We start from the raw sequence: 14,578 nt of genomic DNA on the forward strand, positions 1-14,578 counted from the left end.
CCTCATTCTTGCCCAACTGAGAAGCATCTTTTGCACATGCGCGGAGCGTGACACGCTTTGACTTCCCCAGACATCTCCAAGAACCTGCTTTCCAGCATTCAAAACAAAAGCGCCAAAGCTGGCGTGATCGGGCTTGGCTATGTCGGCCTGCCGCTTGCCATGACGATCGCCAGGGGCGGTTTCAAGGTTGTGGGTTTCGATATCGATCCCGGTAAAATCACGGCGATCGACGCCGGTCGAAGCTATATCGAGGCGGTTTCGGACGAGGTGCTCGGCGATGTCCGGCAGGACGACGGTTTCGTCGCAACCAACGATTTTTCCAGACTGGCCGAATGCGACGTCATCGCCATCTGTGTGCCGACGCCCTTGACCAGATATCGTGAGCCGGACCTTTCCTATGTTGAAAAAACCTGTCGGGACATTGCTGCCCATCTGCGCAAGGGACAGCTGATAGTTCTGGAATCGACTACCTATCCCGGAACGACTAATGGTGTGGTGAAGACCATTCTGGAAAGCACCGGGCTTGTTTCTGGCGTCGATTTCTTCCTTGGCTTTTCGCCCGAACGTGAAGACCCCGGCAATCGCGATTTCGAGACCTCGACAATCCCCAAGGTCGTTGCCGGCGATGGGGGCGCGGCCGGCGAGTTGATGGCGGCTTTTTACGGCTCGGTGGTCAAAAAAATCGTTCCGGTCTCGACCAACGCCACCGCCGAGGCCGTGAAGATCACCGAAAACGTCTTCCGTGCCGTCAATATCGCCCTCGTCAATGAACTGAAGGTCGTCTACGAGGCGATGGGTATCGACATCTGGGAAGTCATCGACGCGGCAAAAACCAAGCCGTTTGGTTTCATGCCTTTTTATCCAGGTCCGGGTCTCGGCGGCCATTGTATCCCGATCGACCCATTCTATCTCACCTGGAAATCGCGGGAATACGAGCTGCCCACACGCTTCATCGAGCTTGCCGGCGAAATCAACACCGGCATGCCGAGGCATGTCATCGGCCGGCTTGCCGAAGCGCTCGATATTCATGCCGGCAAGGCGCTCAGCCGTTCCAGGGTGCTGGTGATTGGGCTCGCTTATAAAAAGAACGTGCCCGACATTCGCGAAAGCCCTTCGCTCAAGCTGCTCGAGATTATCAAGGAGCGCGGTGGCGACGCTGCCTATTTCGATCCTTTCGTTGCCGAAATCCCGAAAACGCGTGAATACAGTCATCTCATGGGCATGAAATCGGTGGCGTGGGACAGAGCCACAATTGGCCGCTTCGACGCGGTTCTTGTGGCAACCGACCACGATGATGTCGACTATGCCGCCCTGAGCACATGGTCACCCCTAATCATCGACACACGCAATGTCTTCGCGCGGCGTAATATCGCTGCAAAACACATTATCAAGGCCTGATAGCATGAGCAGACTGGACAGTTTCATTCGACGGCTGAGCGCGCAGCGGGACATCCTCAATCATGTCGCCGCTGATCTCGATTTGCCGCGCGAGGGGGCGCTCATGGAAATCGGGCTCGGAAACGGCCGAACGTTCAATCATCTGCGCGAGCTTTTTCCCGACCGGCGCATCATTGCCTTCGACAGGGCCATGGGCGCACACGCTTCCTCGGTTCCAGCGGAGGGCGATCTCGTGATTGGTGAAATTGCGCAAACCGCCCCAGCCTTTATCGGCGCGGAGGCGGCCATGGTGCACGCCGATATCGGTACGGGGTACCCCGAAAAGGATGCCGTGACCCTTACCTGGTTACCCGATCTTGCGGCCGGCATGCTGGCGAAGGGCGGCGTCGCGATCAGCGGGTTGCCTTTGGATCACGCCATGCTGAAGCCGTTGCCGGTGCCGGAAAGCGTGCCGACGGACCGCTATTTCCTTTACAGAAAGATCTGATGCCGGCGTTCCCCCATGCTTGGCACGGCGCTATCTCATAGATAGCGTTGGCTCTCTTCTGCAGAGAGCAGGAAGACCTTCATCTGCGAATTACGGCCGCGAATGACGATCTGTTCGCTTCTGAGATCGGCAATCGGCTGCCCCGCCTGAATGATGGCAGGTTCGGAAACCACGATGGCGGCGCCGAACTCCTTGGCTTTGGATTCGAGCCTGCTTGCAACATTGACGGTATCGCCGATGGCCGTCAATGTTTTTGCAGCACCGTATCCCATGACGCCGACGATGCTCGGGCCCGAATGAATGCCGACCACCACGTCCAGACGGACAGAAAATTGCTTTTCTAGCCCCTCGTTAAGCGTTGCTATATCGCGTAAAATGGTCGCGGCCGCCTTCATGGCATCGCGACAGCCATTCTCCGCATCGTCACCCAGTCCGAAAAGCGCCATGGCGCCGTCGCCGATAAATTTGTCCAGATGGCCGCCCGCATGTTCGACGGCCTGGCCGACGATGGTGAAATAGCGGTTGAGCAGGAAGACGACGTCGTAAGGAAGCTTTGCTTCGGATAGCGTTGTAAAGTTTCTGAGATCGCAGAAGAGGATGGCTATTTCCTCTTCGCGGCCAGGCCTGGCCGGCTGGGCATCTGCCGGCAGGTCGCTTTGCTGGGGCGGTGAGACCAGAAGTGCGATATCCAGATCTTTGGTGGGACGCAGCTGGCAGCCCAGCCGTACATCGGAATCGGCATGAATGCGCCGTAACGTCGTCTGTTCGATGTCGCCGGGCGGGGGAAGCGGCCCATTGCTATGCAAAACCTTGACGCGACAGGTCGAGCACCGTCCCTTGCCGCCGCAGACGGAGTAGTGCGGGATGCCCGCAAGCCGGCTCGCTTCGAGAATGCTGAACCCCGCCGGAACACGCGCCTGCGCGCCATGTTCGTAGTTGATGCCGATGGCGGTCAATCGCTGGCGAAAACTGCGCACCCCACGCAACATGAAGACGAGGAGAACAGCGCCGGCGAAAACCGCTTCTATTGTGCCTGTGACGAAACTGATCCGGGTCTCCATCTCCCGCTGCAGCGGCAGTTCGTCTCTCTGGATGGTGCTGTCCATCAGCCCAGGTGGAAGAGCGTATTTCTGATCGATTTCCTGAAGCCAGCGGCCGGCATCACTGAAGCCCAGGAGCGCCAGAAGCGGCAGCATGACCGCCACGGTCATGAAAAGGCCGGCGATGCGCGGATACCAGTCCCGGTACCGCAGCCAGAAATAAAGGCCGATACATCCGTGGACCCAGATGACAACCAAGGCGAGGCTTTGCCAGGCGCCGCCCATGGGATTGTTGATCCAGAGCCGCCGCACCACCGAATAATAGCCGACATCGATGCCATACATCATATGCGACACGCGGATGTTGACCGCGTGGCTGATGATCAGGAATGGGATCGAAAGGCCAAAGACGATCTGCAGCGCTTCCCGTAGCGGCATGCGCAGTGTCTGCCGCAGGTAGAGCGAGCGCAACACGAGACAGACGTGAACCAGAACCGAACCGTAAAACAGCAGGCTGCTGACAGGGTTGAGCCAGATCAGGCTGAACCATTTGCGCGCGCGCTCAGCAGTGTCGATCGAGATGAGCGCGAGGGAGTGGTTGAAAAGATGGGAGAAAACGAAAGAAAATATGATGAGGCCGGAGAGGATCCGGGCACGTCTCAAATTGGTTTCTGAAAAGAAACGGATCATGCAAGTCCCGTCAGATAGCCTTCACGGCATGGAATCAAAATGCAGTATGATGTGGTGGCCCCTTAATGCGGGCCGCCTCGTGGCAATATCGTGGAGCAATCGATCGCATGCGGTCAATTGTGCGTGTTCGATCGCACGCTCCAATGAAGCTACTTCATAGGCGCTGGGAAAACTATCGCGCCGGCGACAGCCATATCAGATTGGCTCGCTTAGATGTCGATAATCTGGCCATCCATGGCGGCAAACGCACCGCTGAACTCGGCTTTCGCCAGTTTGACGATAGTATCCAGTTCCTCGTCGCTGCGGCTGGGCGCGTGGTGGATGAAGCCGACATTCTTAGCATCGGCAAGTTTGGCAAGACGGATCGCCTGTTGCCAGGAAGAGTGGCCATAACCGCGGTAGAGACCCATTTCCTCATCTGTAAACATGGCGTCGTAGAGAAAGAGATCGACGTCCCTGATCAGTTCGAGCACGTTTTCGTCGATTTGTCCCGGCTCATGCTCCGTATCGGTGATGATGGCCAGCGACTTTCCTTCCCAGTCCAGACGGTACCCAACGGCGTTGCCGGGATGATTGAGCATGCCGGTTCTGATCGAGAGTCCGGGATGAACATCGAGCACATCGCCCGGCAGGAAGTCCCGCGTCGCCATCTTCGCGCAGCAAATCTCCAGTGGGACCGGGAACCAGGGGGGGCTCATGAAGTCTTTGAGCATTTCCCTCGTCGTCATGGAGCCGCAGAGGTGGCCCGACCAGATGGCAACGTCATTGGCGCTGTTATAGAAGGGTTTAAAATAGGGGAAGCCAACGATGTGATCGTAGTGACAGTGGGAAAAGAAGAGATTGACGTCGGTAACGCCTTCGGCGCGCAGGGCAAGACCCGCCGGATGAAGGCCCGAACCCGCATCGAACAACAGAACGTGATCACCGCATCTCACCTCGATGCAGATGGTATTCCCGCCGTATTTTCGGAAGTTTTCACCTGAAACGGGAAGCGTTCCCCGCGCACCCCAGATCTTTACCCGAAAATTCCTATTACTTTCCCGACGTGTTGTGTCGGAATTGAACGCCATGGCACACCCCAATAACAACGGAAACTTGCACGCTTTCCTCCCATGAAGCCCGTTGTCTCTACAGATTCTTATATCCGCCCTCGTTGGAGCGGCCGCCTTTCCCCTTATTCAGTCAGCATTTCATTTATATTGCAATAGTACGACATTTATTTTTCCAATGTCGCCGCGTCCGGTAGCACAGATATGCCATTCATGTTTTGGAGGTGGTACGCGCTTTGCTGAGTTCTGCCGTGGTCTGGGTGAGGCGTTCGGCAAGAACGCGCATGACCTTGATCGTGATATCGGGGAAGTCCGACATCAGTTTGAAGAACTGCTCCTTGCCGATGCGCAGGGCTTCCACATTGGTGGAGGCACGAATGGTCGCCGTTCTGACGCTGTCGCACAGGATGGCGATTTCGCCGACGATGGCGTTTCCGGTCATTTCGGCGACCTTCAGGGTGCCAGAGGGGGAATCGACCAGGACATCCACCTTGCCGGTAAGAAGAACATAGGCGGCATCGCCCACATCGCCCTGGCGGAACAGTGTATCGCCAGCGTGATAGGAGACCCGGTCTGATGCGAATGCCAGCAGCTTGAGTTTCGATGGCTCCATTTCCGAAAAAAACGGAACCCGCTTCAGCATCTGAATTTCGTCTTTAAACAGCATTGTCTTACCCTGTTCCTGTTCCACCTCGGCCACATTGTTTACGTTATGTCGCGACCATTTCCTTGAATGTACCGTTTTCCTCGGCCAAAGTCTCGAAACTTCCGTCAGCCGTTATCGACCCCTGGTGCACAACGATGATCCGCTCGAACAGGCGCGACAGATGCGCGTTCGACAGAACCCAGATGATCGCCGGATTATTGTTGTTCTGTTTCAGGAGTGTGATGACGCGTTCGACGATTTCTTCCTGCTGTCTTGGGTCGAGCCCCGGGAGAGGGCGGTTGAAGACGTAGTAGTCGGATTTGCGGATAAGCGCCCTTGCAAGGTTTAGCTTCTGGCGCTGGAGCGGTCCGAGCCGCTTGCCACCGGCGCCGAGGTTGAAATCGAGACCGACGGCCAGCACCCGCTCGTAAACGCCCTGCTTGCGCATCACATCGGCCACGATCCGGGTGATGCGGCGCGAGGCGTCGGTGTAACGGTGGCTGACCTTGCCGAAGAGGATGTTGTCCAGAAGGCTGGTCGCGCTCATGTATTTGGTTGGATCGTAGATTTCGATCACGTTTTTCAGGCTGTCGGGCAGGTTCTCATGGAACATGTGCCGGACCTCGACAATCCTGTTCATGATCTCAGGCGTCAGAAGACCAAAACGCTGGCGAGGTTCGATGTAGAAGAAGCTGAGCCGCAGCATCGCCCGTTTTTCGTTTTCATTGGCCTCGTCGAAACTGCGGCTCTGAAGACGTTGCAGCATCTGCTGATAGACCGGAACGTCATCCGGCGTCATGAAGGTCAGCTGCTGGAAGAACGGGTGGTCTCCCGGCAGGTCGGCGAAGATTTCCACGATGTTTTCCGCGATCGTGTACCCCATTTCGAACAGGGTTTTGACGAGCCCCGTTTCACGCATCAGCGAGCGGAAATAATCGCTTTCGATAACGGTCCTGATGGATTGCGACGAGTCGCGCATGGTGCCGAACAGCAGGTTTTCACCGACCGTCGCCTCGCTATTGTAGCTCTCCAGTTCGAAGGGAGCGATAAGGCCGCTCAGGTTTTCCTTTTCCAGTTCGGCACGCAGCACATGCCGCAGCTCCACGATACGGGCGGCAAGATGCAGGTCCGTCAGAGGATCGATCGAGGAGCGCAGGGCAAACTCCAGAATATCCTGGGAGAGTTCGACGCTGTCGAGTACGTCTAGAATGGCCTGGATCAGATTTTCCGGGCGGCCGTCGCCCGCGGGGCTCGAGGCGTAGTCGATCCATTCACTGTTGATATCGATGAGCGGATTTCCCGCCATCTTCGCCTCACGGATTTCCCACTTGCGGTGTTCCAGTGCGGCGCCCTCATACTCCTTGTCCGAGAGAGGCGCGTGTTTCAGGCCGTAAAGCAGATTATCCTTCAGGCTGGCGTGGAAGAAATAGCTGTCCGACGACACGTAGGAAATCCGTCGCCCCGTCAGCGATTCCGGCAGTTCTAGGATGTCGACGTCATTGAGGCTGATCTTGCCCGATATCGGCCAGAGCGTGCGGCCGATCGCATCCGCAAGCGCCTCGGCTCCGGACCCGCCGACGATCGCGATCACCTCGCCCGGCTCGATCTTCAGCGAAGCCTGCTCCAGAAGGCGGCTGCCGCTATCGTCTTCCAGCGTCAGATTGGCGACGACGAGCGGTGCGCTGATGGCCGCGACGGCGCCCGGCGAGAGTTTCTGCACCTTCTCGTCGATCATGTTCGGCGCATCGAACTGTTCGAAGACCTGCTCGTATTTCACCTGCACGTCCTGCCGGGCCTGATCCCAGTCGATCAGCTCCTTCAGAGGGCCGGGAAGTTCCTTATAGGCATTGATGACGGCGACGAGCTGGCCCACGTCGAGGCTGCCTTTGAGGGTGAGATAGCCTCCGAGCGCATAGAAGAAAAAGGGAGTAAGCTGGGCAAGGAAGTTATTGATGAACTTGACCAGAAACTTCCACTGGTAGAGATCGTAGCGGATCTTGAAGATATCGCCGAGGCGATGGGAAGCATCCGCGCGCTCGTAGTTGGACGTGTCATAGGCATGGATCGTGCCGATACCGTCAACCATTTCGCCGATGCGTCCGGCAAGCTGACGTGCACTCAGCTGCCGCTGGCGGCCGAGTTCGATCAGGCGGCGGCGCATTTTCGGAATGATGCCGACCTGGATCGCCGCCATGAAAGCTGCGATCAGGCCCAGCCAGAAGTTCTGGACGAGGATGAAGAACAGCGCGGACAGCGCCTGACCGCCGAGAAGCGCCGGCTGGACGAAGGCGTCGCCGGTAAAGCCGCCGAGCGGCTCCACCTCGTCCTTCACCATGCTGGAGATTTCCGCTCCCTTGACCCGCTTGAAGTGGGAGGGCGGGAACCGCAAAATCTTGTCGATGAGCTCAAAGCGGATACGCCGCAGAAGCCGTTCACCAAGCCGGCCCTTGTAGGTGTTGATGTAATATTTGAAGAGGCCGTTGATAATGACAAGCGCAAGGAACGTGAGGCTGAGCGCCATCAGCATCGACATGCGGTTGAGCTCAAGGCCCGGAAACAAGGTCACGGTGCCCCAATAGGGAATATCCGCCGTGAGATGCATGAAGAGCTGCGTTGCATTCGCGCCTTCGAACCCGTCGCCCTGAATAGGACCGTTAACGATCTGTTTGGGCAGGTCGAATGCCAGGAAATAGGGGATCATGGACAGGGCCACGATCAGCAGAATAAAAAGCTGCTGCCGCTTTGTGTGCGACCAGATATAACGCGTAAGGCTTTGTTCCATGTAAAACTTCTATGACCTGTCGGGCGAGGCCCGGCGTGTTGGTTTGCGCGGTGTCTAGACGATCCGATGGCGGGGGGCGCAACCTCCTCCTGCAAATGGGAATGAGACTCGCTATTTATCAGCATATTCAAGCGGTTTCGAGCAAAATAGCGGAACTGGCGTGACTTCTGTGCCTTTCCTGCGTTTGCTTTTGCAACACGCGGGCGTAGGCGATATAAATGAGACTGTATTTTTAGATTTCGCTAATATTGTTGTTTTTATTGTAGAACAGGCACTGTGATGCTCCGATATGATGATCCCGTAACGGTTGAGCCGGACACTGGCGCAACGATGGCAAGGTCGATGGCGATAGATATTTCAGAGCATACAGGCAGCGACCGTTCTTTCGATTCATTGTGGCTTTCGGGCGTCGCTGCGGATGGGGCGGTTGCGCATCCCGCATCCTTTGGCGGGCTGACCGGAATTTTTCATCCCGCCCCCCGGGATGTGAGGCAGGACCACGCTGTTCTTTTCGTCAGTCCCTGGGGTATGGAGGAGCTGTGCAGCCGCAAGTTCCAGCGTGTTCTGGCCGAGAGGCTGTCGGCGCGCGGCGTTGCAAGCCTGCGCTTCGACTATCTTGGCGCGGGTGATGCCCTTGATCCTGACGATGCGGGCCGCGCGGCCGACTGGATTGCAGACGCGCGCGCGGCGCTAACTCATCTGAAACGCGTTTCGGGATGCGCCAAGGTCGTGGTTGTGGCGCAGGGACTAGGCTGCATGATCGCTGCAGAGGCGTTTGCCACCTCGGCCGACGTAAGCGCGATGGCGCTTTTGGGACCCGTCGTTTCCGGCCGCGCGTATCTGCGTGAGGTGGCGATGTGGTCATCCATGATCGATGACGGTTTGGGTCTTTTGCCTCAGCAACGAGTGACCGACGCCGGCTCAATCGCCGGCATGGTTATGCCCCTGGGTGTAGCGGATGCGATCAGGAAGACGAATCTGTCCAATCTGACCACCGCTCCGGCAGGTGCACTTCTGGTCCTTTCGCGACCCGGTCGTGTGACCGATGCGGATTTCGCAAGGCATCTTCAGGCTATCGGCGGTTCGGTGGAGGAGGCCGCTTTTGCAGGCTACGATGATCTTGTCTCAAGCCCGACGCTTTCAAAAATATCTGGCGATGTGGTGAACCGGCTGGTGAGCTGGATTCTGTCTCAGACCCATGCTTCGAGCACTTTCCATGTCGGTGAAGACATCGTGCTCAATGCGCCACAAGTCGGTCGGGGTTTCATCGAGCAACCGGTACAATTTGGCGAAGGCGGTCGACTCTTCGGCGTCTTTTGCGGGCCTGAAAATGGCGAAGCGGTATCCTCGGTTCTCCTGCTTGGGGCTGCTTATGATCGCCACGCGGGGTGGGGCAGGCTCTCCGTGCAGATGGCCCGCGCCCTCGCGACGGAGGGTGTGGCATCGCTTCGCTTCGACGCGGCCAATATTGCTGACAGCCCTCCCGTCAAAAACGTGCCCGAGCAGGTTCTTTACGATGTCGCGCAGAATGACGATGTGTCTGCCGCGCTCGATTTTCTCAGCAAGCGGTCCAATGGGCCGATCGTTGCGGCGGGACGGTGCAGCGGTGCTTATCTCGCCTTCAACGGCGCGATTGCCGATGACCGGATCAGCGCTGTGGTAGCCGTCAATCCGGTTGTTTTCCATTGGCGCAAGGGCCGCTCTGTGGACGAGGCGCTGCATAAGCGGCCCCGGTCCTTTGGGGAATACAGCCAGCGTTTTCGACAGGGTGCGACGTTCAAGCGCCTCATCAGCGGCGACGTCGACGTGGTGAGCGCCGGGCTGAACATCGTCAAGGCGACGCTCAAGCGGCTTTCGACAAAAACGGCGAGGCTTTTCCGCCGGGGCAGCGAGGAAGGGCGCGCCGTTTATGGTGCTTTCGACAGATTGAAAGCAAACAATACCGCCGTTCATCTACTCTACAGCGAAAACGATGACGGTCTTGAGCACTTCCAGTATTATTTCGATGCCGATGGCAGGGGGCTGTCCGTCTATCAGAATGTATCGCTGACGATCATTCCCGACGCCGACCACAACCTGTCGACGCCGGAAGCCAAGGCAGCGTTCATTGATGCGGTGAGGCGGCTCGCCCTAGAAGGAAAACCGGCGGCTGGAGCCCAGTGACATCACCTCTCCTGATGGAGGGCTTCCGACTGTCGCTATATCCGGCACGAGGCCTATTCTTCTGGTTTCGCCCGGGGCGAGGTGGAACCAGTTTTCGCTGGCGTGGTAACCGTCCGCCGCAATGTGGACGGATTGCGCCAGTCGGTCTGCGCCGATGTCGGTGTGCCAGCTGCCGCTCGTCTCACTGAGCGTGACCTGAATGTTTGCGGCGTGCAGCGCCTTCTTGCGGCCGAGCGGAAAATGGAATGCATCGGCAAGGATCTGTCCGGTCGCGACATCGCGAAGTCTGGCAACTGTGACGTCATGGGACGGCGGGCCGAAGCGATAGGCATAGGTCGTGTCGAAGAAGGCGCCGAACAGGTCGGTCGCAGCAACGGTCTGGCTCTGTCGCGGTCGCAGCGTAATTGATCGCTTGGCATGAACGACGGGCTGGGTGCCGTCCCGCAGGCAGGTTAGTTCGAGCATGGTCTCGACGGCGTTGCCGGTCTCGTTGATGAGTTGAATATCGAGCCCATTGGTGCCTTCGTCGAGCAGATTGACCTGAATGGGGCGAAATGCCCTTTTCAGGGCGTGCCACACCGACTTCGGCCTGCCCAAGGCATCGATGATGCCCCAGCCCGCACCGGGAACGAGGTCCTGCAATGTCCAGACCAGAGCGCCCTGACAGGAGGAACCGCTGCGCCGCCATTCGGCGAAAGTCGCCTCCATGACCTCGGCCGTCGCGGCCCGGGACATGTCGAGATAAAGGCCGCCGTCTTCGCGGCGCAGGACATCGGGTTCAACGTCATAAAGCAGCTTCAGATAGTGATCGCGGACATCCTCGAAATCCCAGGAGGCGCCACGGTCGCGCGGTGTGCGCGCCTTCCACCGTGCATCATGCACGGCGACGCCGGGAAGATATCTGTCCAACGTCTGCTGTTCGGGGATGTTGGAGAAGGCGAGACATTCGCCGGCAAAGCGCAGATTTGCCCGGCGGGCATCTTCCAGCGGCCGGCAATATGCGCCGACGCCGTAATAGTGGCCAACGCCGGCATTGGGGAAGAAAGGCAATGCACCGCCGGAGGGCGAGTTTGCAACATAGGCTGCGTCCGGCCGTTTTTCTGCGAGGAGGCTTGGCAGCACGTCCTCGGTCAGCATTCCCTTCCATATCTGTTCCGGCAGGCCGAGCATCGCGCCCTGCTGATATATTTCACTGCCGCCGCAGAAAACGGCAAGCGATGGGGAAAGTGCGGTGGCTTCCAGGAACTGCGCGATTTCCGTGACGATATGCTGGCGCAGGCTCTCGTCTTTTGCCGGATAGTCGAAATTGGCGAGCATCGCATCCTGCCAGACCATGATGCCGAGTTCGTCGCAAAGCGCGAAAAATTTCGGCGTCTCATAGGCCATGGTTCCGCCGATGCGGATCATGTTCATGCCTGCCTCGGCTGCTTTCCTGAGCCAGGGCTCATAATCCTGCCTCGTGCCGGGGAGGCGTACGATATCGGCCGTCGTCCAGACCGCGCCTCGGCAGAAGATGGGTTGACCGTTGACCTTCAGGCCAAAACCATTGCCGTCTTCGCCCCGATCGATTTCGATCTGCCGGAAACCGGTTCGGCCGAGATGATGCGGTGTGCCATCCAGCTCGACAATAACGTCATGCAAAGCCGGTTGGGCGTGAGTGTGCGGCCACCAACGTTCGACCTCGGGCAGCCGCAGTTCCCCCGAAAGCTTGCCGCTTTCGTCCGCAGAGAGATCGACGCTGCAACCGGCGCAGACGAGCTTTGCCGTTTCTATCGGGCGTTGCGTTTGCAGTGTGATGCGGATTATTCCCGTTCCGTCGTTCTGGAGCGAAGACTGGAGCGTTGAGAGTACGGCGTTCTGCCGTATCAGGCTGATGGGCCGCCACGGACCGGCGGCGTGGATTTCCGGGCACCAGCCAGGCATGTAACCCAGCGCGGTGGTGCGGACCAGCCGCAACCCCTGGCTATTCATCATCTGCGGCCGCCAGCGGGCGCGGGGACCGGTTTTCTCGAGCCGGGGGGCAAGCGCCCGGAAGCAGATCGCAAGCTCGTCGGCGCCTGTCAGTTCGACGGGCACTTCCAGCCTTTCGAACATGCTTTGGCCAGCGGCAATCAACTCACCGTTCAGGAAGATTTCAGCGATGGTGGAAAGACCATCGAAGCGAAGGGTGGCCCGTTCACGGGCGCCTGAAATCATGGTCAGCCGATACCAGGCATCCCTGTCATTAAGGGGATGTGGAGCAAGGCGGTCGAATTTTCCGGCCGTTTCCAAGGCCTGCGCCACGGTCCCTGGAACGGAGACATGAAGGCTTTCGATCGAGGCGGGAATATCGGATGGGGTCTCAAAGGCATCGGCCGATGTCAGCGTCAGCGTCCAGCCCTCGCTCAGCAGCTCTTCGCTTTCGCCCGGCAGGTAAATCCTCACGCTGCCTCGCTGGCATCGGTCAGTTTTTTGCCAAGGCATTTCATCAGGCCATCCCAGGCATCGGCGGCCGGATCGAGCACTGAAGCCAGCGCATCGAACTTGCGGCGCGTGACGGCGCGCGCGAGCTGGAACTGCACGGTCTTGGCGACTTCGGCTATGCGCAGGGCGTGGTCCCTCGCTGCTGCATAGTCGTCCTTATCCAGCCACTCGAGATGGCTTGCCAACAATTCGAAATTGGCGCCAAGCTGGCGCAGCGTGTTAAAGGCATATTTGTGGAAAAAACCGAAAGGCCGGTCGGCGACCTTTTCAACCTGGGTCGGAAATACCTTTGCGAATGCCCTTACCGGATTGGTCGAGGGCCGCCTTGTGAAATGAAAATTCAGCAGCCGTTGGGCAGTCTTTCGACTATGCGCCGGCGAAGGATTATTGTCCGCGAATTTGGCAAATTCCGTATAGGGCAGGAAGGGCGGGTCCGTCTCCGTGAGATGATGCTGGAACAACCCGTCGAAGTCTTCGCCAGAGAGGTGGAAGAAGCCGGCATTGTGGAAGTAGTCCAGCTCCCGCTTGTCGAGATCAAGCCGGTTGATGGCGATGGTGGTCTTGCCGTGTTCTTTCCGGTAGCCCACTCCATGGGTGTCGGGCATGTAGAAGCTGTCCATCTCGATGAGGCAAATGCGGCCGCGTTCCAGTTGCGCCTCGATGTGGTTTTCCACTGTGTCGAAGATCGCAAGCTCGGTGGCGCGGACGCCATAAATCGCCTCCAGATCCTCCAACGGCACCTTGAAAAAGGTGAACTGGTCGCCTTCGAAATCCTGCGTCAGGGTGAACCCGAACATGGCTTCCGGGGCCAAGCCCTTCGAGGCCAGCACCTCGATCCACAAATCGATGTAGCAATTGGTCTCCGGCCACATTCTCTCGGAGGAATGGAGCGGATGCTGCACATAGTTTCTTGGGTCGAGACCGGGAAAAATCTGCCGCATGAATGATCAGCCCCAGAGCGTTTCCCGGACAGGCGCAGGCCATGCCTTCACGTCCAGGCCGTGATGGGCAAACAGTGCAAGCGCGATGCGCTCAAGCCCGAAGCCGACGCAGGCAGTATGCGCGACCTCGCCGTTTGCGAGATTGAGGCCCCATTTCTGGCCGAAGGCATCCTGATGGTAATTGAAGCTCATGCAGGCCGTCGGGTTGGTCGTTGATGTCACGGGGATCAGCAGTTCGAATTTCAGGTTCTGGTCGCGCTGGTTGTTGGCGAGCATCTTGCCGGCGCGGCCGAAGAAGGGATCGTTGGCGATATCGATGGTGACCTCAAGGCCGACCGCCTTCATCATCTCCGCGCCGCGATCCATCCATGTCTGGCGGAATTCGGTGACGTTCGCCTCGGTGCCCATGCAAACATATTCGCGCATACGGAAAAGCTGCTGGCGCGCGGGGTCTCTGGAGGGCTCGTGGCGGAAGCAATAGGACTGGATGTCATAGAGACCGCCGCCGGCGGGAAGCGCGCCGCGCTTGGCGATTGTCGGGTAAAGCGGATAGCAGGCTGCTGGCGTCAGCACGATGTCGGTGGCTTTCTGGTCCTTGGTCCAATCGCCTCCCTCATCCATGGTTTTCAGCAGGCTGACATGATCCAGTTCGCAGCCGCAGAAGGAATGGACCGTGCCGGCAAGCTGCGGGAAGCTCTTCATGTAACCGCTTTTTTCGAAATAAGCGCGGTTGATGCCGGGCGGAAAACGGATGGCCTCGGCACCGTCGGCACCACCGGTTCGGTCGATCAGCCGCTCGAATGCGGCAATGACGTCCTCAAACTGGCCACTACGGCCATAAAGACCATCCACACCCGTTTCAATCAGCAGGCCTTCTTCGAACAGTCGATCGAGGAACGATGTTTGCATGTCCATGGTC

General features: G+C 58.3%; 10 protein-coding genes. 3 read left to right on the plus strand and 7 right to left on the minus strand.

Translation table 11 applies throughout. The annotated features are described in order from the left end of the window. The first annotated feature begins 57 nt into the window (after positions 1-57). On the plus strand, positions 58-1,398 hold the full coding sequence (locus tag AT6N2_RS11685; protein ID WP_209086983.1) for a nucleotide sugar dehydrogenase: 1,341 nt from the start codon (positions 58-60) through the stop codon (positions 1,396-1,398). Positions 1,399-1,402: 4 nt separating this feature from the next. After that, positions 1,403-1,885 carry a class I SAM-dependent methyltransferase gene (locus AT6N2_RS11690; protein ID WP_063948420.1) on the plus strand — a complete coding sequence of 161 codons (483 nt, stop codon included), beginning with the start codon at positions 1,403-1,405 and terminating at the stop codon, positions 1,883-1,885. A 35-nt stretch (positions 1,886-1,920) separates the two neighbouring features. Here the strand turns inward: AT6N2_RS11690 and AT6N2_RS11695 are convergent, their stop codons facing one another. The 4 genes from AT6N2_RS11695 to AT6N2_RS11710 form a co-directional block, all read right to left on the minus strand. Continuing rightward, a complete protein-coding gene (locus AT6N2_RS11695) occupies positions 1,921-3,615 on the minus strand; it encodes an adenylate/guanylate cyclase domain-containing protein (RefSeq protein ID WP_209086985.1) in 1,695 nt (564 codons plus the stop codon). 209 nt (positions 3,616-3,824) lie between these two features. After that, positions 3,825-4,526, minus strand: coding sequence for an MBL fold metallo-hydrolase (locus AT6N2_RS11700; RefSeq protein ID WP_186376977.1), 702 nt, complete (start codon positions 4,524-4,526; stop codon positions 3,825-3,827). Positions 4,527-4,875: 349 nt separating this feature from the next. After that, positions 4,876-5,331, minus strand: coding sequence for a cyclic nucleotide-binding domain-containing protein (locus tag AT6N2_RS11705; protein WP_063948480.1), 456 nt, complete (start codon positions 5,329-5,331; stop codon positions 4,876-4,878). Positions 5,332-5,374: 43 nt separating this feature from the next. Next, positions 5,375-8,092 carry an ABC transporter ATP-binding protein gene (locus AT6N2_RS11710; RefSeq protein ID WP_209086993.1) on the minus strand — a complete coding sequence of 906 codons (2,718 nt, stop codon included), beginning with the start codon at positions 8,090-8,092 and terminating at the stop codon, positions 5,375-5,377. Positions 8,093-8,434: 342 nt separating this feature from the next. Here AT6N2_RS11710 and AT6N2_RS11715 point away from each other — a divergent pair, with 342 nt between their 5' ends. Then, complete coding sequence (locus tag AT6N2_RS11715; RefSeq protein WP_209089670.1) at positions 8,435-10,255, plus strand: alpha/beta fold hydrolase; 1,821 nt, start codon at positions 8,435-8,437, stop codon at positions 10,253-10,255. Here the strand turns inward: AT6N2_RS11715 and AT6N2_RS11720 are convergent. Genes AT6N2_RS11720 through AT6N2_RS11730 form a run of 3 tightly spaced genes read right to left on the minus strand, consistent with a single transcriptional unit; the run spans position 10,223 to position 14,574 of the window. Continuing rightward, on the minus strand, positions 10,223-12,679 hold the full coding sequence (locus AT6N2_RS11720; protein WP_209086995.1) for a glycoside hydrolase family 2 protein: 2,457 nt from the start codon (positions 12,677-12,679) through the stop codon (positions 10,223-10,225). The genes AT6N2_RS11715 and AT6N2_RS11720 overlap by 33 nt on opposite strands. Then, positions 12,676-13,659, minus strand: coding sequence for a DUF1839 family protein (locus tag AT6N2_RS11725; protein WP_144579229.1), 984 nt, complete (start codon positions 13,657-13,659; stop codon positions 12,676-12,678). The genes AT6N2_RS11720 and AT6N2_RS11725 overlap by 4 nt, the downstream gene beginning before the upstream one ends. Positions 13,660-13,665: 6 nt before the next feature. Further along, on the minus strand, positions 13,666-14,574 hold the full coding sequence (locus tag AT6N2_RS11730) for an amino acid--[acyl-carrier-protein] ligase (protein ID WP_209086997.1): 909 nt from the start codon (positions 14,572-14,574) through the stop codon (positions 13,666-13,668). Between the last annotated feature and the right edge of the window lie 4 nt (positions 14,575-14,578).

The sequence above is a fragment of the Agrobacterium tumefaciens genome, from assembly GCF_017726655.1.
In the GTDB taxonomy this organism is placed as follows: Bacteria; Pseudomonadota; Alphaproteobacteria; order Rhizobiales; family Rhizobiaceae; genus Agrobacterium; species Agrobacterium tumefaciens_B.

Coding starts and splice junctions, on each gene's coding strand:
- AT6N2_RS11695 (WP_209086985.1), bottom strand. CDS start 3,615: ATGATCCGTTTCTTTTCAGAAACCAATTTGAGACGTGCCCGGATCCTC.
- AT6N2_RS11710 (WP_209086993.1), bottom strand. CDS start 8,092: ATGGAACAAAGCCTTACGCGTTATATCTGGTCGCACACAAAGCGGCAG.
- AT6N2_RS11705 (WP_063948480.1), bottom strand. CDS start 5,331: ATGCTGTTTAAAGACGAAATTCAGATGCTGAAGCGGGTTCCGTTTTTT.
- AT6N2_RS11730 (WP_209086997.1), bottom strand. CDS start 14,574: ATGGACATGCAAACATCGTTCCTCGATCGACTGTTCGAAGAAGGCCTG.
- AT6N2_RS11690 (WP_063948420.1), top strand. CDS start 1,403: ATGAGCAGACTGGACAGTTTCATTCGACGGCTGAGCGCGCAGCGGGAC.
- AT6N2_RS11725 (WP_144579229.1), bottom strand. CDS start 13,659: ATGCGGCAGATTTTTCCCGGTCTCGACCCAAGAAACTATGTGCAGCAT.
- AT6N2_RS11715 (WP_209089670.1), top strand. CDS start 8,435: ATGGCGATAGATATTTCAGAGCATACAGGCAGCGACCGTTCTTTCGAT.